This window comes from Arthrobacter bambusae (assembly GCF_030812595.1).
Lineage (GTDB): Bacteria > Actinomycetota > Actinomycetes > Actinomycetales > Micrococcaceae > Arthrobacter > Arthrobacter bambusae_B.
Genome location: NZ_JAUSSZ010000002.1, coordinates 211,442 through 230,358, shown reverse-complemented (window position 1 = coordinate 230,358; position 18,917 = coordinate 211,442). Strand labels below are relative to the sequence as shown.

The 18,917-nt window shown below is 64.5% G+C and carries 17 protein-coding genes; 2 read left to right on the top strand and 15 right to left on the bottom strand.

The window, feature by feature from the left end; all coding sequences use genetic code 11:
* Positions 1–52: 52 nt before the first annotated feature.
* From J2S96_RS04520 to J2S96_RS04490, 7 genes are all read right to left on the bottom strand, one after another.
* Positions 53–1,084, bottom strand: a complete 1,032-nt coding sequence (locus J2S96_RS04520; RefSeq protein WP_306860340.1) for a Gfo/Idh/MocA family oxidoreductase — start codon at positions 1,082–1,084, stop codon at positions 53–55.
* Positions 1,081–1,911, bottom strand: coding sequence for a TIM barrel protein (locus tag J2S96_RS04515; RefSeq protein ID WP_306860338.1), 831 nt, complete (start codon positions 1,909–1,911; stop codon positions 1,081–1,083). Before J2S96_RS04515 ends, J2S96_RS04520 begins: the two co-directional genes overlap by 4 nt.
* The gene (locus tag J2S96_RS04510) at positions 1,911–3,014 is read right to left on the bottom strand and encodes a Gfo/Idh/MocA family oxidoreductase (RefSeq protein WP_306860336.1); all 1,104 of its coding nucleotides are present in this window, start codon (positions 3,012–3,014) and stop codon (positions 1,911–1,913) included. Before J2S96_RS04510 ends, J2S96_RS04515 begins: the two co-directional genes overlap by 1 nt.
* A 46-nt stretch (positions 3,015–3,060) precedes the next feature.
* Complete coding sequence (locus J2S96_RS04505; RefSeq protein ID WP_306860334.1) at positions 3,061–3,987, bottom strand: ATP-binding cassette domain-containing protein; 927 nt, start codon at positions 3,985–3,987, stop codon at positions 3,061–3,063.
* 17 nt (positions 3,988–4,004) lie between these two features.
* On the bottom strand, positions 4,005–5,072 hold the full coding sequence (locus J2S96_RS04500) for an ABC transporter permease (protein WP_306860332.1): 1,068 nt from the start codon (positions 5,070–5,072) through the stop codon (positions 4,005–4,007).
* 62 nt (positions 5,073–5,134) lie between these two features.
* Positions 5,135–6,130, bottom strand: a complete 996-nt coding sequence (locus J2S96_RS04495; RefSeq protein WP_306860330.1) for a substrate-binding domain-containing protein — start codon at positions 6,128–6,130, stop codon at positions 5,135–5,137.
* A 150-nt stretch (positions 6,131–6,280) separates the two neighbouring features.
* Positions 6,281–7,291: a LacI family DNA-binding transcriptional regulator gene (locus J2S96_RS04490; RefSeq protein ID WP_306860328.1), complete on the bottom strand. Its 1,011-nt coding sequence runs from the start codon at positions 7,289–7,291 to the stop codon at positions 6,281–6,283.
* A 157-nt stretch (positions 7,292–7,448) separates the two neighbouring features.
* Here J2S96_RS04490 and J2S96_RS04485 point away from each other — a divergent pair, with 157 nt between their 5' ends.
* Together J2S96_RS04485 and J2S96_RS04480 are read left to right on the top strand one after the other, a co-directional pair.
* Positions 7,449–8,627, top strand: coding sequence for a Gfo/Idh/MocA family protein (locus J2S96_RS04485; RefSeq protein WP_306860326.1), 1,179 nt, complete (start codon positions 7,449–7,451; stop codon positions 8,625–8,627).
* Positions 8,624–9,655, top strand: a complete 1,032-nt coding sequence (locus tag J2S96_RS04480; protein WP_306860324.1) for a sugar phosphate isomerase/epimerase family protein — start codon at positions 8,624–8,626, stop codon at positions 9,653–9,655. The genes J2S96_RS04485 and J2S96_RS04480 overlap by 4 nt, the downstream gene beginning before the upstream one ends.
* A gap of 80 nt (positions 9,656–9,735) precedes the next feature.
* Here the strand turns inward: J2S96_RS04480 and J2S96_RS04475 are convergent, their stop codons facing one another.
* The 8 genes from J2S96_RS04475 to J2S96_RS04440 all read right to left on the bottom strand — a co-directional run bounded on the left by J2S96_RS04475 (position 9,736) and on the right by J2S96_RS04440 (position 18,672).
* Positions 9,736–10,611 (bottom strand): sugar phosphate isomerase/epimerase family protein, encoded by an 876-nt coding sequence (locus J2S96_RS04475; protein ID WP_306860322.1) that lies wholly within the window; start codon positions 10,609–10,611, stop codon positions 9,736–9,738.
* 14 nt (positions 10,612–10,625) lie between these two features.
* Entirely contained in the window at positions 10,626–11,648 is a 1,023-nt protein-coding gene (locus J2S96_RS04470; protein WP_306860320.1) for a Gfo/Idh/MocA family protein, read from the bottom strand.
* Positions 11,649–11,662: 14 nt separating this feature from the next.
* Positions 11,663–12,574, bottom strand: a complete 912-nt coding sequence (locus tag J2S96_RS04465) for a sugar phosphate isomerase/epimerase family protein (RefSeq protein WP_306860317.1) — start codon at positions 12,572–12,574, stop codon at positions 11,663–11,665.
* A 10-nt stretch (positions 12,575–12,584) separates the two neighbouring features.
* A complete protein-coding gene (locus J2S96_RS04460; RefSeq protein WP_306860315.1) occupies positions 12,585–14,096 on the bottom strand; it encodes a CoA-acylating methylmalonate-semialdehyde dehydrogenase in 1,512 nt (503 codons plus the stop codon).
* Positions 14,097–14,127: 31 nt separating this feature from the next.
* Positions 14,128–16,056, bottom strand: coding sequence for a 3D-(3,5/4)-trihydroxycyclohexane-1,2-dione acylhydrolase (decyclizing) (gene iolD, locus J2S96_RS04455; protein ID WP_306860632.1), 1,929 nt, complete (start codon positions 16,054–16,056; stop codon positions 14,128–14,130).
* Positions 16,057–16,076: 20 nt separating this feature from the next.
* Positions 16,077–17,042: a Cgl0159 family (beta/alpha)8-fold protein gene (locus J2S96_RS04450; protein WP_306860313.1), complete on the bottom strand. Its 966-nt coding sequence runs from the start codon at positions 17,040–17,042 to the stop codon at positions 16,077–16,079.
* The gene (iolC, locus tag J2S96_RS04445) at positions 17,039–18,061 is read right to left on the bottom strand and encodes a 5-dehydro-2-deoxygluconokinase (protein ID WP_306860311.1); all 1,023 of its coding nucleotides are present in this window, start codon (positions 18,059–18,061) and stop codon (positions 17,039–17,041) included. Before iolC ends, J2S96_RS04450 begins: the two co-directional genes overlap by 4 nt.
* Before the next feature lie 206 nt (positions 18,062–18,267).
* Entirely contained in the window at positions 18,268–18,672 is a 405-nt protein-coding gene (locus J2S96_RS04440) for a tautomerase family protein (RefSeq protein ID WP_306860309.1), read from the bottom strand.
* Positions 18,673–18,917: the final 245 nt, after the last annotated feature.

The window sequence follows — 18,917 nt, the reverse complement described above, 5'->3', positions numbered from 1 at the left end:
TGCCCCTTGAACCCGGGTTCAAGGGGCATTATCCGTAGCAAACTTCGAGGTGTTAGGCGGTCACCAGCGCTACCTTGACTGGAGCCCCGCTCATCAGCGATTCCTGCGCGGCATCCGCCACACGGGAAGCCGCCACGGCGTCCTCCGGTGTGCACGGGTTTTCCCGCTGGCCCAGGACCAGTTCAACGAAGGCCGCCATTTCCGAGCGGTAGGCCTGGTCGAAGCGTTCAGCGAAGGTCTTATGCGGTTCCCCGGACGGGAAAGCGATCCCTGCCTCTGCCGACTCCATGGCTGTCCTGTCGTCCAGGCCCACCATGAGGGAACGCTTGGAGCCCTGGATTTCGAGGCGGACGTCGTGCCCCGCACCGTTGTAGCGGGTGGCGGACACTGTGCCAACCGTCCCGTCGTCGAACGTGACCAAAGCCAAGGCCGTATCCACATCCCCGACTTCGCCGATGGCCGGATCACCGTTGTTGGAACCCTTGGCATAGACCTCCACGATCTCGCGGCCGGTCAGCCAGCGCAGAATGTCGAAGTCGTGGACCGAGCAATCTCGGAACAACCCGCCGGACGTTGCCAGGAACTCAACAGGCGGCGGCGTCATGTCGCAAGTCACGGCCCGCAGCGAGTGGATCCAGCCGAGCTCGCCCGCTTGGTAGGCGCGCTTGGCCTCGAGGTAACCGGCATCGAAGCGACGCTGGTGCCCGATCTGCACCACACCATCGTTGGCACGGATATGTTCCAGCACCGGCAGGGAATCCGCCACATTCATGGCGACGGGTTTCTCGCAGAACACCGGGATACCGGCGTCAACTCCCGCTTTTATCAGTTCCGGATGGGTGCCCGTACCGGTCGCGATGACCAGTCCATCCACTCCGGAGGCGATCAAGGCATCCACCGTCGGCAGGAATCCGGCGCCGAGGCCGGCCGCCACGTTACGGGCGTGTTCTTCAGCGACATCCGTGAGCCGCAGCGCGACGTTGATACCTTGGGCCTTCAATTCCCCGTTGAGGGCGGCGATGTTATTGGCGTGCATGACGCCGATCCGCCCTACGCCAACCAACCCGAGAACGACGTCCTTCATAGGGCTACCTCCGTTGAAAAAGCTGAACTGTTCCGGGCTGTGCCCGCGGATGCCTCGTCCTCTGGCGTGAAGGCCTGGCGGAACGCCTCAAGCGCCTCCATGTCGTCGCCACTGGACCAAGCCTCCATGCCGACCGTGCCTTCATAGCCGGCAGACACGAGCGCCTTGGCCACGGCCCGGTAGTTGATTTCGCCTGTGCCCGGCTCGCAGCGCCCCGGGACGTCGGCCACCTGGATCTCGCCGATGTGCGGCAAGGCGGTGCGGACCAGCTCAATGAGGTTCCCCTCCCCCAGCTGCGCGTGGTACAGATCCAGCATCATCTTCACATTGGGGTGTGCGGCCGCCTCCACCAGCGCCAAGGTGTCCTTGGCACGGGCCAGCGGAATTCCCGGGTGGTCCAACACGGTGTTGAGATTCTCCAGGCAGAACGTCACCCCGTGCTTTTCCCCGAGGGCGCCGAGGCGCTCCAAGGTCCGTGCACCCGTGATCCACATGCTGCCGTTGGAGCGATAGACGGGACGGGCTGCTTTTCCGTCGACCAGCTCCGCCGAGTGCACCACCATGCGGCTGACGCCGAGCTCCAGCGCGGTCGGAATCAGCGTTTCGGCCGTCCTCACCACGTCATCGGCGGTGTCCGCGTCAACCAGGCTCCCGGAGGTGTAGCCGGTCATGGAGGAAAAGACCGCGCCGCTCGCCTTGAGTGCCGCAATGTCCTTGCTCCTCGAGTCCCAGAGCTCGACGTCGAACCCGGCCTCGTGGATCCGGCGCACCCGTTCGAGGAACGGCAGCTCCGTAAAGACCATCTCCGCGCAGACGGCCAGCCGCATCAGACACCGGCCTTACTGTCGCTTGAAACGTTGGGCACCGGCACCGGTCCGCGTTGCTGGACCGACTCGATGCAGGCTAGGGCCACCGCGAGGGCGCGCCGTGCGTCAGCGGCTCCCGGGGTGAGGGTGAAAGCGCCCGACGGCGGCAGCGTGCCATCGCGGCGCGCGCGGACTGCCGACGCGAAGTCCACGAGCTCGTCGGTGTAGGCGTCGCGGAACAATTCCACGTTGAGCCTGGGAGTGTCGGCAGAGACGCCCTCTGCGGTGTAACGCACAGCTGCAGTTTCCGTGGCTCGTCCGGCCTGCACCATGCCCTTGGAACCGAAGACTTCGCCCCGGACGTCATAGCCATAGAGAGCGCTGAAGTTCGCTTCGGCCACGGCCAGCGCACCATTGCTGTAGCGGATGGTGACCACGGCGGTGTCCAGGAACCCTTGATCGCGCAGGCCCGGTTCCACGAGCGCGTCGGCGACGGCATAGACCTCGACGGGCTCGGCGCCTTCGTTGAACCAGTTCAGGGTGTCGAAATCGTGGATGAGGGTTTCCAGGAAGATCGTCCACGCCGGGATCCTGGCTGCGTGCCCGATGCTCCCGGTGCCCGGATCCCTGGTCAGTGAACGCAGGAGCTGGGGCACGCCCACCACTCCCTCGGCGAGATCCTTCTTGGCTGCCTGGAAGTCCAGCGCATAGCGTCGGTTGAAGCCGATCTGGAAATGTACCCCGGCGGCTTCGACGGCTTGCAGGGCGGCGTCGAGCTCGTCGAGGCTCTGCGCGGCGGGCTTTTCGCAGAAGACGTGCTTGCCGGCGGCCGCGGCTTGGGCGATGAGGGAAGCATGGAACCGTGCCGGGCTCGCGATGATCACGGCGTCGATCTCCGGATCGGCCAGGATATCCGCAGCTTCGGCGGTGACCTTTGCGGTTCCAAGCTCCGCGGCAACGGACGACGCCGAGTCCAGGTTGGGATCCGCGATTGCGGCGAGGACCGCTCCGGGTACGCGCCGGGCAATGCTCTCGCCGTGGAACGCGCCCATCCAACCGGAGCCAATGAGGCCCAGCCGCACGGGCGTGGGAAGTCCGGCTGAATGCTGTTCGATGTAGGCCACGGGCCTGTCCTTTCGATAGTCAGTACAACAAACGGCGCGCCCTTGCCTACGCGTGCCGCGGGCTGCTTTCCTTGGAGGTGTCAGCGACCCCGGCGACTTCGGCCTTGACTTCCTTGAGGGCTTCGGTGTGCCCGCCGAGTTGTTCGAGTTCGTGGGCGAGTTCTGCCAGTTCGGCGCCGCCGGCCATCTGGGCGGTGAGTTCGTCCAGGGTGATGTCCTTCTTGTCGTAGTAGCCGATCGACTTCCCGCGCTTGAGCAACAGGAACCGGTCTCCGACAGGGAAGGCGTGGTGCGGGTTGTGGGTAATGAAGATGACGCCCAGGCCCCGGTCGCGCGCCTGCAGGATGTATCGGAGCACGACGCCGGACTGTTTGACGCCCAGCGCAGCGGTGGGTTCGTCCAGAATCAGGACCTTCGCCCCGAAATACACGGCCCTCGCGATTGCCACGCACTGGCGTTCACCTCCGGAGAGCTGGCCGATGGGCTGTTCCACATCGCGCAGGTCGATGCCCATCGCCGCCAGTTCCTTCAGGGTGATGTCCTTCATTTTCTGGACATCCATGCTCTTGAACGGCCCGAACCCGGTGGTCAGTTCCGAGCCAAGGAAGAAGTTGCGCCAGATCGGCATCAACGGAACCACGGCCAGGTCCTGGTAGACCGTAGCGATCCCGGCGTCCAGGGCGTCCCGGGGCGAGTTGAACTTCCGCTCATCGCCCATGACGTGCAGCGTGCCTTCGTCGTGCTGGTGCAGGCCGGCGATGATCTTGATCAGCGTGGATTTGCCGGCGCCGTTGTCCCCCAGGACGCAGGTGACGCGGCCGTTGTCCACGGCCATGGTCACATCGCGCAGGGCGATGATGTTCCCGTAATGCTTTCCGACCCCGTCAAGGGAGAGCAGGTGCACGGGGGTATGGGTCAGTGGGTCCTTCTCGTCCCGGAGCAGGGTCTGCTGATCGATCTGTTTGGCGTTCATTGTTTTGTCCGCCCCTTCTACTTGAGCTCTGCGCGGCGTTTGACGATGAGGTTCACGATGGTGGCCAGCAGGAGCATCAGGCCCAGGAAGAACTTGAACCAGTCCGGGTTCCACTGCGCGTACACGATGCCCTTGTTGGCCATGCCGAAGATGAACGCACCGATCGCTCCGCCCACGGCCGAACCGTAGCCACCGGTGAGCAGGCACCCGCCGATCACCGCGGCGATGATGTAAAGGAACTCGTTGCCCACGCCCTCGCCGGACTGCACGGCGTCAAAGGCGAACAAGTTGTGCATGCCCAGGAGCCAGCCGCAGAATCCCACGGCCATGAAAAGACCGATCTTGGTCTTCGTCACCGGAACGCCCACGGCCCGCGCAGCGTTTGCATCCCCGCCGACAGCGAAGATCCAGTTGCCCACCTTCGTGCGCAACAACACCCACGAGGCGATAAGGACCAGCACAATCCAGAAGAACACGGTGATCTTCACCTCGACCCCGCCGATACTGATCGAGGACGCGAACACCGCGTGCGCCGAATCGAAACCGTCCAGCTTGGAAATCGACGGGGAAGACACGCTGCCCCCGATCAGGCGGGTCAGTGCCAGGTTCAAACCAGTGAGCATGAGGAACGTCGCCAGCGTAACGATGAAGCTGGGAAGTTTCGTCTTGACGAGGATCCACCCGTTGATGAATCCGATCCCGAGCGAAACAACGAGGGCCAGCACGACGCCGACCCAGGCGTTGAGGGAGAAATTCCAGCTGAACAGGGAAGCCGTGAGTGCGGAGCTGATCACGGCCACACCGGTGGAGAGATCAAACTCGCCACCGATCATCAGCAGCGACACACCCACCGCCATGATCCCGATCGTCGAGGAACCGTACAGCACGGTAGCGAGCGCGTTGGGCTGCGTGAAGGTCTGGGACACCGATGCGAAGAAAATGAAGAGGACAACGGCTCCCACCAAGGCGCCGACTTCGGGCCTTGCCAAGAACTTCTGGACAGGACTGCGGCGTCCGATCCGCTCGTCCCCACGCGGCCCGGGGGCCGAAGCCGGTGCCGGCGGCAGGGTTGCTGTGCTTGCCATGGAAAACTCCTTGTTGGTCAGGCCGTGCGGCGGTCACCCACCGCACGGCCAGATTCCTGGATCTAGCGGACGCCCTGCTGGGCGAACTTGAGGACGTCGGAAGCGTTGGACTTATCGACGATGGTGGGGCCGGTCAGCACGGGCTGGCCACCGCCAAGCTTGAAGCCACCGCGCTTGGCCTGCCAGAGGGCATCAACGGACATGTAACCCTGGAGCCACGGCTGCTGGTCAACGGTGAAAAGGACGGAGCCGTCAACGATCTTCTGGGCGAGGTCCGCGTTCAAGTCGAAGCTGGCAACCTTGGCCGAGCTGCTGGCGTCAGTGACGGACTTGAGGAGCGTCAGGGTGATCGGCGCACCGAGGCCGATGATAACGTCGGCGTCCTTCGTAGCCTGGAGCTTGGCGGTCGCGGTCGACTGGACCGAGGTCATGTCCTGGCCGTTCACGTAGAGGATCTCCGTGCCGGGGACCTTTTCCTTCACGCCTGCGCACCGAGCTTCAAGGCCCACGTGGCCCTGCTGCTGGATCACGCAGACGGGGTGCTTGAAGCCCTGGGAAGCGAGCTTTGTACCGACGGCTTCGCCGGCGAGCTTCTCGTTGGAGCCGAAGTGCGTAAATGCTCCGAGCTGTGCCGAGACCCCTTCGCCGGCGTTGAGGCTTACTACCGGAATACCGGCATCCTCGGCCTTCTTGAGCACATCCTTGAGGGCATCCGGAGTAGCGAGGGTGACAGCGATGCCGTCAACCTTCTGGTCGATGGCCTGCTGGACGAGCTGGGCCTGGCGCCCGGCTTCGGGGTCGTTGGTGTAGAGGAGGTCAACATTGTCCTTCGCGGACGCTTCCTCAGCGCCCTTGCGGACGATGTCCCAGAATGTATCGCCTGCAGCGGCGTGCGTAATGAGGGCCACCTTCATGCGCGGAGTGCTGACGGCTTGTCCTCCTCCGGCGGCGTTGGCGCTGTCAGCCGGCTTCCCGCCTTGGCTGGAACAAGCGCTGAGAGCCATCATCGGAACGACGGCCGCCACAAGGGCCGCTTTCCGCCAGGAAAACTTCTTCACGATTTATCTCCTTCGATAGGGGTTGCGGCCCTGCCACTCTGCAGGAGCTCAAAGCCCTCTACACAGATCATGGTGACTGGCCTCACATATGTCAATACTTTGTCCTGACATTAGGATGTTTTTACGTGAAGAAAGCGTTTGATGACGCTCTTAGCGAGCCGCACGCCCTGTCGTCGAGCGAACGACGAGGACAGGATCAATCAAGGTGCGCTCGGGCCTGAGCCCGGGATCCTCGATCCTGGCGAGCAGCCTGCGCGCCACGTCAACCCCGAGCAGGTCGCTGCGGTTGTCGACGGAGGTGATGTCCAGGTATTTCGACTTAGCCAACAGTGAGTTGTCATAGCCGATCACCGAAATGTCATGAGGCACGCTCAGCCCGCGCGCCTTGAGCACAGCGAATGCGCCCACGGCCATGGTGTCGTTTGCCGCGAAGATCCCGGTCGTATCCGGATGGTGTTCCAGGAGCCACGAGGCGGCGGCGTAGCCATCTTCCTCCGAAGTGCCCTCGGACTCCGCGATCAGGAGTTCGACGCCGGACGCCTGGATCTGCTGCCGGAAGCCGGCGCGCCGGTGGTCCGACGCGCCGTCGGACCCTGAGAGATGGCCGATCCGGGTATGACCCAGCCCCAGCAAGTGGTTGGCGGCCATGCCGCCTCCGCGGTCGTCGTCGTTGGTCAACAGGTCGGCGCCGCTTGGTACCCCCTTGCGCCACCCGGCCACCACCGTCGGAACTCCAGCCCCGGCAAGCATGGTTTCGCTGGGTTCCGCGGCGATGACGAGCGCGTCCACATGCATGGCCAGGAGGCCGTCCGTGGCTTCTTTGATGCGGTTCTCGCCAGGCCGGGAATCGGCCAGCATGACGTGGTAGCCAAGGTCGGAGAGGACGGACTCCATGCCCCTCAGGAGGTCCACGAACCAGGGGTTCCGGTAGTCGTCGATCACCAAGCCGATGCTCTTTGTCCGGTTACTCGCGAGCGTGGTCGCGGCCCGGCTCGGCCGGTACCCCAACTCCGACATGGCCGCCTGGACGGCTTCGCGGCGCTTGTCACTGACCCTTGCCGGCGCCTGGAGGACAAGAGACACCAACGACGGCGAGACGCCGGCACGCTTGGCAACGTCATAGATCGTAGGACGGCGGCTTTTGGTGCGTGCTTCGCTCATAGGTCTGAAACCTCTCTCTTCCGCTGTCACGAGCACTCAGAAAAGCATTGACAGGACATACTCACATAAATAGGCTGTGAGTCCAGTGCTAAATTGTAGCGCTCCAAAATGCCGAAAGGGTGTTCGGCACCCCGGCTGAATTTCGAAGGAGAAATCAATGGCTGAGAGCCTAGGGGTCGCCGTCATCGGCGCAGGAATGGCCGGCAAGGCACACGCGGCGGCCTACCGCACAGCGTCTGCCCTTTACCGCCCCGTGCTTCCGCCGGTCCGCCTCGTATCGATCGGCGACGTGAACGCGGAGTTCGGATCCCTCGCCGCCAGACGATTCGGCTACGAACGCAATGACACCTCGTGGCAGGCGATCGCAGAAGCAGACGATATCGACGTCGTCAGCGTGGTCATCGCCAATTCCCTCCACCGCGAGGTGGTCGAGGGGCTTCTGGCCGCAGGCAAGCACGTCCTCTGCGAGAAGCCGCTGAGCGATTCCCTCGAGGATGCCCGTGCCATGGCCGAGGCAGCCCGCAGCGCTTCCAGCATCGCGCGCATCGGCTTCACCTTCCGCCGCACGCCCGGCATTGCCTACATCCGCGAATTGATCCGCACCGGCGTCCTCGGCAAGGTGCTGCACTTCAGCGGCCGTTACTGGACGGACTACGGGTTCAGCCCGGCTGCTCCCATGAGCTGGCGCTACAAGGGCGGCCCCGGTTCCGGCGCACTTGCCGACGTCGGAAGCCACCTGGCCTATGTTTCCGAGTTTCTCTGCGGGGACATCAAGTCCATCAGCGGCGGCCGGCTGAGCACCGTCATCGACAAGCGACCGCTCCCGCTCACTGCCGTCATGGGACACGACCACGCAGAGGTGAGTGACACCTTCGAGGCTGTCGAAAACGACGACTACGCCGCGTTCTCCGCAGAGTTCGAAAACGGCGCCGGCAGCTTCGAGGTCTCCCGCGTTGCGGCCGGCCACGCAAACGGCCTCAATTTCGAAGTGTTCTGCGAAAACGGCGCGGCGAAGTTCGACCAGCGCCGTCCCTCCGAAATCCAGCTGTACCTCAACGACGGCTCGGGCAACGAGAACGGCTACCGCCAGGTCCACCTCGGACCGGGCCACCCCTACATCGCCGGCGGCCTCGCGATGGATGCCCCCGAAGTCGGCTTCGGCCAGAACGACGCCTTCGGCTACCAGGCCCGAGCGTTCCTCGAAGAGGTTGCCGGCCTCCCAGAGGCCGAGTCCCTCCCCCGCTGCGCGACGTTCGACGAAGGCGTCCGCAACATGGAACTGCTCGGCGCTGTCACGGAATCCGCCCTCAGCAACGGAAAGACCATCACGCTATGAAACTCGGTGTCTACAACGCAATCCTGCACGACAGGCCGCTTCCCGAGGCCCTCAAGGTCATCGCGGACCTGGGCCTGACCGGTATCGAAATCAACACGGGCGGCTTCTTGCCCGCCGTCCACGTGCCCACCATGGACGACATCCTGGTTTCGGATGCCGCGCGGGACGACTACCTGGGTCTGTTCGAGGGGACCGGCGTCGCGATTGCGGGCCTTAACTGCAATGGCAACCCGTTGCACCCGAAGCCCGGGATCGGCGAGAAGCATGCCGAGGACATCCGCCGCTCCATCCGGCTCGCGGAACGCCTCGGCCAGGACCGGGTGGTGACCATGTCAGGCCTGCCCGGAGGCGAGCCCGGCGCGACCGTGACGAACTGGATCGTCAACGCCTGGAACTCCGCGGCGTTGGATGTGCTGGATTACCAATGGGACGTCGCGGCGAAGTTCTGGCGTGAGACCGACCGCCTTGCCGCTGACCATGGCGTCAAGGTAGCCCTCGAGCTGCACCCCCAGAACGTCGTGTTCAACACCGCCGACGTGCGCAAACTCATCGAGCTCACGGGAGCAACCCATGTAGGCGTCGAGCTGGACGCCTCGCACTTGTTCTGGCAGCAAATGGATCCCGTGGCCGTGGTCCGCGAACTGGGCTCCTTGGTCTTCCAAGCAGCCGCGAAGGACGTCCGCATCAACCCGGCGAACGCCGCCCTGTACGGCGTCCTCGACAACAGCTTCCGCCGGCTCTCCCCCGAGGAGCACCGCACCAACCTCGGCGGCGACGAGTGGGCCAACGAGTGGCCCAGGAATTCAGCGTGGGACTTCGTTGCCCTCGGACGCGGGCACGATACTGCCTACTGGACCGAGTTCCTCCGCGCCCTGCATGACGTGGACCCGGACATGTTGGTCAATATTGAGCATGAAGACGTCTCCCTCGGCCGGATCGAAGGCCTCGAAGTGGCGGCCAAGGTGCTGCGGGACGCGGATGCAGCCCTTGCCGCCTCGCTGGCTGGGTCGCTGAACGCGACGGCCTAGCAAACTCCGGAGGGCGCACAGCAAGGATAAGGTCCCCTAAGAGCATTCTTAGGGGACCTTATCTGTCAACAAGTTCGTAACTATTCGCCAACTTTGCGGATGTACTGGTGCATCGTCTCCAGCTGGTAGCGGGAAACTTCGTCGGCATTGTCGTCCTCGGCGAAGACGCTGGAAACCATGACGGTGTTGTCCTTGTCCAGGAAGCCTATGCCCTTGAGGCCGCCGAAGAACTCGTCCCAGTTGACGTCGCCGTCGCCGATCTTGAGGTGCTGGTGCACCCGGACAGCATTGCCCGGCGGGTTGGTGATGTAGCGCAAACCGTGCGAGGCGTGGTGGTCCATGGTGTCGGACACGTGGACCAAGCGGAGCTTGTCCCCCGCGGCACGCATGATCTCCAACGGCCTATTGCCCATGTGGAAGGTATGCGAAGCAACATAGACCATGCCGATATTGGGTGAGTTCACGCCACGAATGACCCGGAGAGCGGCGAGTCCGTCTTCGACGAAGTCGTCCGGGTGCGGGTCGATCAGTACGTCCAGGCCCTCGCGCTCAATGATAGGAAGCAGCTCTTCCATGGAGCGGTAGAACGCCCTTTCGGACTCCTCTGCCTTCTCCGGGCGGCCGCTGAATTCCGTGTTCATGGTCTGCACGCCGAGATCGACCGTGATCTGGATGGCGCGCTTCCAATAACGGACTGCGGCCTCACGTGCGTCTTCGTCCGGCCCGGACCAACGCAGGACGGGAAGCACCGAGGCGATCCCGACGTCGGCGTCCTTGCAGGCCCGTTTCAGCTGGCCCACCAGCTCGTCGTCGGCCTTGGGGTGGTTGAAGAACGGGATGAAGTCGGCGTGCGGGGTCAACTGGAGGTATTCGTAGCCAAGATCGGCGGCCAGCCGCGGAAACTCCAGCAGGCTGTGGCTGTGGTGGAACGGGGTGGGATCGAGGGCAATCTTCAAGGTCACTCCTAGTTTTACAGTTCAGGCTTGTACAGTTCAGGCTTGGTATTGAGCTGTACCGCGACCTTTTCGCCCGACTTCTGTGCCTCGACGCCCGCTTCGCAGCAAGCGGCGGTGGCATAGCCGTCCCAGGCCGTGGGACCGCCGATTTCGCCGCGGCGGGCGGCGTCCACCCAAGCCTGGACCTCGACGTCGTACGCGGCACCAAAGCGCTCTTCGAAACCGGGGGTGACCTTGCCGCCCCAGCGGCCGGCGCTGCGGACGTAAGGACCGCCGTCGCCGCCGATGCTCACAATGCCGTCCTCGAAGGACGCCTGGGTGGCGACTTCGTAGCCGAACTTGGCGTTCACATAGATTTCGACGTCGGCCAGGACGCCGGACTCGGTCTCGATCAGGACGTGCTGGGGATCGTGCTGGCCGTTGGGGGCGTTGCGGGTCGCCTTGCCCAGGCGGACCTGCACGGAGGTGATTTCCTCGCTGGTGAAGAAACGGATGGCATCGAACTCATGGACCACGGAGTCATTGATGAGCATCTCGTTGGTGAAGCCCGCGGGGGTGTCCGGGTTGCGGTGCTGGTGGTGCAGCATGAGCAGCTCGCCGAGTTCACGATCGCGGATCATCGAGCCCAGGGCTGCGTATTCGGCGTCGAAACGGCGCATGAAACCCACCTGGATGCGCTTGTGGCCGAGTGCCGTTTCTGCCTGGACAACCTTCCAGGCGCTTTCGGCATCCGGTGTCAGCGGCTTCTCGCAGAGGATGGGGAAGTCCTTCTCGAGTGCCTTGTACAGGATTTCCTCATGCAGGAATCCCGGTGTGGCGATCAGGACGGCGTTGACGTCGCCGTTGTTGAGGGCCTCGTCGGCGCTGGCGAGGGCGACGGCGCCGTCGATCCCTGCGATGGCGGCCTGCGCGCGGGAGAGGTCGACGTCGACGACGGCGGCCACTTCGGCGCCGTGGATGCGGGTGCTGAGCCGCTTGATGTGGTCGGCGCCCATGCGACCTGCGCCGATGACGGCCACGCGGAGAATGTCAGTCAATGTTCTGTCCTTAGCTAGTTGACGGCAGTGCGGGAGCCGCACGAAAGCAGGTAGTTGCGGGTGCGCTTGGCGATGGGCATCGGAACGTCGAAGGCCACGGGGTACATGTCCTGTTCCACAATGCCAAAGATCGGCCGGTTAAGTCCTTCAACGGCCTCGATGACGGCGCGAAGATCCGGCAGGCCGCCCGGCGGTTCCGTCATGACGCCGGCCAGGTTGGCTGCCGCCCACGTCATGTTTTCCTCGTTGACTTTCCTCAGGACGTCCGGGTTGATCTGCTTCAAATGCAGGTAGCCGATGCGGTCCGGGTAGTTCTTGATCAGTTCCAGGCTGGACGCTCCGCAGTATTCCGCGTGCCCCGTGTCCAAGCACAGGTTCAGGTATTGGGGATCGGTCTCGGCGAGCAAGTGCTCGATATCAGCCTGTGCGCCGACGTGCGAATCTGCATGGGAGTGGAATTGCTGCTTCAGGCCGAAGTCGTCCAACAGCACTTTACCCATGCGGTTGTGTCCGGCAAACAGGTCGTTCCACTGTTCAGGGGAGAGCTCCCCGCTCTCCACTGCCTCGCCGGTCACGTCGTCGCGCCACATCGCGGGAATGACCACGATATGTTCGCCGCCCATGGCAGCGGTCAGTTCGGCAACCTTGCGCGCGGGCTCCCATGCTTCCTCGTACTGTGCGGCCCCGCGGTGGAAGGCCGTGAAGACAGTTCCTGCGGTGACCTTCAGGTCGCGCTGCTTGAGTTCCTCGGCGAGGCGGGTGGGGTCGTTCGGCAAGTAGCCGTAGGGGCCGAGCTCGATCCACTTGTAGCCCGACTCGGCTACCTCATCGAGGAAGCGCTCCCACGGCGTCTGCTTGGGGTCGTCCGCGAACCACACGCCCCACGAGTCCGGGGCTGTGCCGATGATGAGTTTGTTCTCTGTCATTGCGGGCTCCTCAGTTGGAGGGGAAATTGTAGGATGCGCCGGACGCGTGGGTTGGTTCCGGCCAGCGGGAGGTGACCACCTTGCCACGGGTGTAGAAGGAGACACCTTCGGGACCGTAGATGTGTTTGTCGCCGAACAGCGAGGCCTTCCAGCCGCCGAAAGAGTGGTAGGCCACGGGCACGGGCAGCGGCACATTGATCCCCACCATGCCCACGGTGACGGAACGCTGGAACTTGCGGGCGTTGGCGCCGGAGGAGGTGAAGATGGCGGTGCCGTTGCCGTAGGGGTTGGAGTTGATGAGCTTGATCCCTGCGTCCAGGTCTTCCACCCGGACCACCACCAGGACGGGTCCGAAGATTTCCTCGGTGTAGGCGCTCATTTCGGTCTTGACGTGGTCGATCACGGTGGGGCCTACCCAGAAGCCCTCCTCGTGGCCGGGGACTACGAGGTCGCGGCCGTCCACCACCATCGCTGCTCCCGCGGCTTCGGCTTCGGTGACGATCCGCACGATGCGTTCCTTGGAGGCCGGGGTGATGACCGGGCCCATCTCGGCGTCGGGCTCGGTGCCGTTCTTGACCTTCACGGCGAGGGCGCGTTCCTCGACCTTCTTGACCAGCAGATCGGCGGCATCGCCGACGGCGACCGCGACCGAGATGGCCATGCAGCGTTCGCCGGCGGAACCAAACGCGGCAGCGGCCAGGTGGTCGGCGGCGTTGTCCAGATCGGCGTCGGGCATGACGATCGCGTGGTTCTTCGCCCCGCCCAACGCCTGGACCCGCTTGCCGTGCTTGGTGGCGGTTTCGTGGACGTACTGGGCGATCGGGGTGGAGCCAACGAAGGAGATGCCGTCCACGTCCGGGTGCGTCAGGAGGCCGTCGACCGTTTCCTTGTCGCCGTGCAGGACCTGGAACACGCCGTCGGGCAGGCCGGCTTCCTTCCATAGCTTCGCGAGCAGCATCGAGGCGGAAGGGTCCCGTTCGGAGGGCTTGAGGATGAACGCGTTGCCGGTCGCGATCGCCATCGGTGCCATCCACAGCGGCACCATGACAGGGAAGTTGAACGGGGTGATTCCCGCGACGACGCCGAGCGGCTCACGGAAGGAGAAGACGTCGATGCCGGTGGAGACCTGGTCCGAGTAGTCGCCCTTGAGCAGCTGCGGGATACCGCAGGCGAATTCGACGACTTCCAGTCCGCGGCCGATCTCGCCCTTCGCATCGGAAAGGACCTTGCCGTGCTCAGCGGTGATCAAGGCAGCGAGTTCGTCCACATGGGAGGCGACGAGCTCACGGAATTTGAACAGCACGGCGGTGCGCTTGGCCAGGGAGATGTCGCCCCATTTCTCCGCAGCGGCCTTCGCGGCCGCGACCGTGGCGTCCAGGTCTTCCCGGTTGGCCAGCCGCAACTGGGCGGAGACCGACCCGGTGGCCGGGTTGTAGACCGATTGGCTGCGATCGCCCGCGCCGGCAGTTTCAACACCGTTGATGAAATGGTTGATGGTGGTCAGGGTGGTCGTCGTCGACATGTGCGGACTTCCTTGTCTGTAGCTTGGTGGTCTAGCCGAGCAGCTTGCGCTGGCGGGATTTGTGGTCGATGTAGGTTTCGAAGGCCTTTTTGGTCGATTCGAGTTCGGAGACCTGGGAGACGGGAACATCCCACCAGGATTCGGAGCTCGGTGCGTCCAGCAGGGGATCCGATTCGACGTGGATGACGATCGGCCCGGTCTCTTCCGGGGCCGCTTTCGCGTCGCGGATGGCTTGTTCGAGTTCGGCGATGACCTTCTCCCCCGGTTCGATCCGGATCACCTTCGCTCCGAGGGACTCGGCGTTGAGGGCCAGGTCGATGGGCAGGTGCTCGCCGGCGTCGAAGGAGTGCTGTTCCTTGTCCAGGACGCGGTACTGCGTGCCGAAGCGCTGCGAGCCCAGGGATTCGGAGAGCGAGCCGATGGAGGCGTAGCCGTGGTTCTGGATCAGGACCACGATCAGTTTGATGCGTTCGGCGACGGCGGTGACCAGTTCGGTGTGCATCATCAGGTAGGAGCCGTCCCCCACCATGACCACGACGTCGCGGTCCTTGCCGCCCGCTGCGGCCTCGGCCAACGCGGCGCGCTTGACGCCCAGGCCACCGGGGATCTCGTAGCCCATGCAGGAGTAGGCATATTCGACGTGGTAGCCGAACGGGTCCCGGACGCGCCACATCTTGTGCAGGTCGCCCGGCAGGGAACCGGCGGCGCAGATGACAACGTCCTGCTCGTCCATCGCCCGGTTGGTGGCGCCGATGATCTCGTTCTGGGCCGGGAGCGGCGTGTGGCGGGTGTCGAAGGCTTCGTCCACGATGCCGTTCCAGCGTGTCTTCTCGGCCGCGATCTTCTGCTCGAGGTCCGCGCCGACACGGTAGCCGCCGAGCGCCTGGTTCAGTTTGACGAGGGCCTTGCGGGCGTCGGCCACGATCGGCAGCGCGGTGCCGTGCTTGTACGCGTCGATCGGGGCGACGTTGATGTTCACGAACTTCACGTCCGGGTTCTGGAAAGCAGTGCGCGACGCCGTCGTGAAGTCCTCGTAACGGGTACCAATGCCGATGATCAGGTCAGCCTCGGCAGCGATGGCGTTCGCCGCCGTCGTGCCCGTGGAGCCGATGGCACCGAGCGAGAACCGGTGGTCCCACGGCAGCACACCGACGCCGGCCTGGGTGTTGCCGACCGGTATGCCGGTCAGCTCAGCAAACTTGGCGAGTTCCTCGTTCGCGAAAGCGTACAGGACGCCGCCGCCGGCAATGATGAGCGGACGCTTGGCCGCCCGGATCGCGTCGGCGGCACGGCGGATATCGTCGTCGTCGGCCTCGGGGCGGCGGATCCGCCACTCACGCTCGGCGAGGAACTCCTCGGGCACGTCCAAGGCCTCGGCTTGGACGTCCTGCGGCAGCGAAATGGTCACCGCGCCGGTCTCGGCCGGGTCCGTGAGGACGCGCAGGCCGTGATGGAACGCGGAGAACAACTGCTCGGGGCGGGATACCCGGTCGAAGAACTTCGAGAGCGGACGGAAGGCGTCATTGACCGTGATGTCATAGGCGTAAGGCAGCTCCAACTGCTGCAGCACCGGGTCCGCCGCGCGGGTCGCGAAGGTATCGCTGGGCAGGAGCAGGACCGGCAGCCGGTTGGTGGTGGCCAGCGCCGCACCCGTCAGCAGGTTCGAGGAACCCGGGCCGATCGAGGTGCTGATCGCAAACGTCTGCCGGCGGCGGGTGTGCCGGGCGTAGCCGACTGCCTGGTGCGCCTGGGCCTGCTCGTTGCGGCCTTGGTAGTACGGCATGAGGCTCGGGTCCTGGGCCTGGTACTGCTTGAGGGCCTGGCCTACGCCGGCGACGTTGCCGTGGCCGAAGATCCCGAAGGTGCCCGGGATCAGGCGCTCCCGATATTCGTTCCCGCCGACGGTGTCCACCGTGTACTGCTTGGACAGGAACTCGACAACCGCCTGGGCAACCGTCATTCTGCGCGTTGACATAACTCTTACTCCGATACTTTCGCAGGTGTCTTCAGCGGCTCTGGTGTCTTCAGTGGCTCTGGTGTCTTCAATGGCTCTGGTGTCTTCAATAGCGAAGCGGCGGTAGCCACGGCACCGGCCACATCCCCGTCGGCCGGATACAAAAGGGTCCGTCCCACAGTCAATCCCTGGACTCCCGGCAGGGCAAGCGCGGCCTGCCAGCTGGCAAAGACCTCATCCTGGCCTGCGTCGGGATCCCCGCCCAGCAGGACGGTGGGCAGCGTGGTCGCGGCCATCACACGTTCCATCTCGGCCACGACCGGGAGCTTCATCCAGGTGTAGGCGCTCGTGGAACCCAGGCCCTGCGCAATCGCGACCGACTTGATCACGGCGTCCGGGGAAAGATCGTTGTGGACCTTGCCGTTTGCCTCACGGACGGACAGGAAGGGCTCCACCATCGCGATGAGCTTGCGCTCGGCGAGGGAGTCCACCGCTTTGGCCGTGGCTTCCAGGATCGACGCCGTGTCCGGGTCCCCGAGGCAGATCCGGGTGAGCATCTTCCCGCCGTCGGCGCCAAGGGCCTCCAGGGCGGCTGCGGTGTGGCCCGTGAAACGGTCGTCGATTTCGTTGACCAGCCCGGCGAGGCCGCCGCGGTTCATCGAGCCGAAGACCAGCTTGCCCTCGAGCGCGCCGAGCAGGAGCAGATCATCCATGATGTCCGGTGACGCGAGGACGCCGTCGACGGCGGGGTTCGCCAAAGCGAGGAGCAGCCGGTCAAGCAGGGTGCGGCGGTCCGCCATGGCCACCGGATCAGCACCGACGCTCAGGGCGCCCCGGGCCGGGTGGTCGGCGGCCACGATGAAGTTCTGCGTCCCGTACTTCAGGCCAGGGTGGCGGCGACGTGCGGCGGCGGCGCGGGCAACGGCGTCGGGATCTTCAAGCCGGATCGCACTGAGGTGCTCATAACGGCGGGGGTCATCATTGAAGCTCAACGTGCTGCTCCTTCGGAAACTGTTGAGTGGGAGGCCGCCGGGGTCCCCTCCGGGGCCAGGCGGCCGCGTTCGATGAGCAAGGAGGTGACCTCCTCCGGCGTCGGCATCGCGTCGGCGCAGGAGAGGCGGGAGGCGACGATCGCGCCGGCGGCGTTGGCGTAGTCCAGGATCCGGGCCAAAGGCCAGCCGGAGAGCAGGCCATGGCAGAAGGCGCCGCCGAAGGAGTCCCCCGCGCCGAGCCCGTTGACAGTTTCCACGGGGACCGGAGCGGAGACAACGCGTTCGGTGCGCGTCTTGGCCATGACGCCTTCATGGCCGAGCTTGACGACGGCGATCTCGACGCCGGCGGCCAGCAGGCGGTCGGCCTGCTCGTCCGGCGTTCCTTCGCCCACGGCAACGGCACATTCCTTGTCATTGCCGATGGCCACGGTGACGTGCGGCAGGATCTTGGCCACCTCTGCCCGGGCCTCATCCTCGGACGCCCAGAACATGGGCCGGTAGTCCAGGTCCAGGATGGTGTCTTGGCCCTCGCCCAGGCCGGCGCGCGGCCGGGCTTCATGGGCTGCGAGGTGGGCGGAGCGGCTGGGCTCCTGGCAGAGCCCGGTAACGGTGGACCAGAAGATGCCGGCGTCCTTGATGGCTTCGAGGTCCAGTTCCTCGGCCTTGATCTGCAGGTCCGGCGCCGTCGGGAAACGGCCGTAGAAGTACAGCGGGAAGTCGTGCGGGGGCTGGATCGCGCAGAACGTGGCCGGGGTCTGGAGGCCAGGCACCGGGGTGACAAAAGCGTCGTCGACCTTGAACTTGCGCAGCTCGCGGTGCAGGTAGATGCCGAATGGGTCGTCACCGGTACGCGTAATCACGCCGGAACGGCGGCCGTGGCGGGCTGCGGCGACGGCCACGTTGGACGGCGAGCCACCCAGGTACTTGCCGAAGGACTGCACATCCTCCAGTCCCACGCCGATGTCGTTCGGGTAGATATCAACGCTGATGCGCCCGATAGTGAGCAGTTCGTGGGTCACGGTGATCGCGGACCTTTCTTTAGTGAACTCTTGCGCGACGGGGAGAGCTCCGGTGCCTTTGCCGGCCCGCAGTGAGCGGGGCCACAACCACTACTTTGCCCCAGAATTCATGTCCTGTCAAAGGTTTGTACTGACATATTTACAACGAAACGTAGCGAGCTAACTTCGGGGCAGTTTGGGCCGGAATCCGCCCCAAACCGCGGGAGTTACTGAGCAGGAACCGCGAGCTCGCCAGTGACATACTGGGCGCGGCCAAAGCCGAAGGACCAATCCTCGGCAGTGTTTTCGACGTAGCCCAGGAAAACATCCTCGCCAGCGATACCAATCTCGCTAAGCCGGGCGGCAATGGCGGCATACAAGGACTGCTTCGCTTCACGAGCCCGCCCGCCCTGGGTAAAAATCTGGATCATGACTACGTCGGAACTTCGCTCGAAGCCGAGCCCGGCATCCTGCGCAACAATCTGACCAACGGGATGCTCGGTGATGATGTGGAAGTAATCGCGCTCCGGGATGCCGTATTCGGCGAGGATCGCATCGTGGACTCGCTTGCTGAGGTCCCCGAGCTGGCTTGGCGTGCGGCCTTCATTGACATCAATGCGGACGAGGGGCATCTGCTCTCCTTGAGTAGTTTGTCCTGACATACTAACAAATACAGGAATAGCGCCACAAGCCTTTGCTCGGAGCCCGCGCCAACGCCCGCTCACATATCCGGCCTTAAACGCCGACGCCCGCTCACATATCCGGCCTTAAACGCCGACGCTCGCTCACATATCCGGCCTTAAACGCCGACGCCCGCTCACTAGATGTGAACGGCGTCGATGGAAAGACCGCCGGACGTGACCGAGCGTCGATGGAA

Coding starts and splice junctions, on each gene's coding strand:
- J2S96_RS04440 (WP_306860309.1), bottom strand. CDS start 18,672: ATGCCCCTCGTCCGCATTGATGTCAATGAAGGCCGCACGCCAAGCCAG.
- J2S96_RS04490 (WP_306860328.1), bottom strand. CDS start 7,291: ATGAGCGAAGCACGCACCAAAAGCCGCCGTCCTACGATCTATGACGTT.
- J2S96_RS04500 (WP_306860332.1), bottom strand. CDS start 5,072: ATGGCAAGCACAGCAACCCTGCCGCCGGCACCGGCTTCGGCCCCCGGG.
- J2S96_RS04480 (WP_306860324.1), top strand. CDS start 8,624: ATGAAACTCGGTGTCTACAACGCAATCCTGCACGACAGGCCGCTTCCC.
- J2S96_RS04520 (WP_306860340.1), bottom strand. CDS start 1,084: ATGAAGGACGTCGTTCTCGGGTTGGTTGGCGTAGGGCGGATCGGCGTC.
- J2S96_RS04485 (WP_306860326.1), top strand. CDS start 7,449: ATGGCTGAGAGCCTAGGGGTCGCCGTCATCGGCGCAGGAATGGCCGGC.
- J2S96_RS04460 (WP_306860315.1), bottom strand. CDS start 14,096: ATGTCGACGACGACCACCCTGACCACCATCAACCATTTCATCAACGGT.
- J2S96_RS04505 (WP_306860334.1), bottom strand. CDS start 3,987: ATGAACGCCAAACAGATCGATCAGCAGACCCTGCTCCGGGACGAGAAG.
- iolD (WP_306860632.1), bottom strand. CDS start 16,056: ATGACGGTTGCCCAGGCGGTTGTCGAGTTCCTGTCCAAGCAGTACACG.
- J2S96_RS04465 (WP_306860317.1), bottom strand. CDS start 12,574: ATGACAGAGAACAAACTCATCATCGGCACAGCCCCGGACTCGTGGGGC.
- J2S96_RS04515 (WP_306860338.1), bottom strand. CDS start 1,911: ATGCGGCTGGCCGTCTGCGCGGAGATGGTCTTTACGGAGCTGCCGTTC.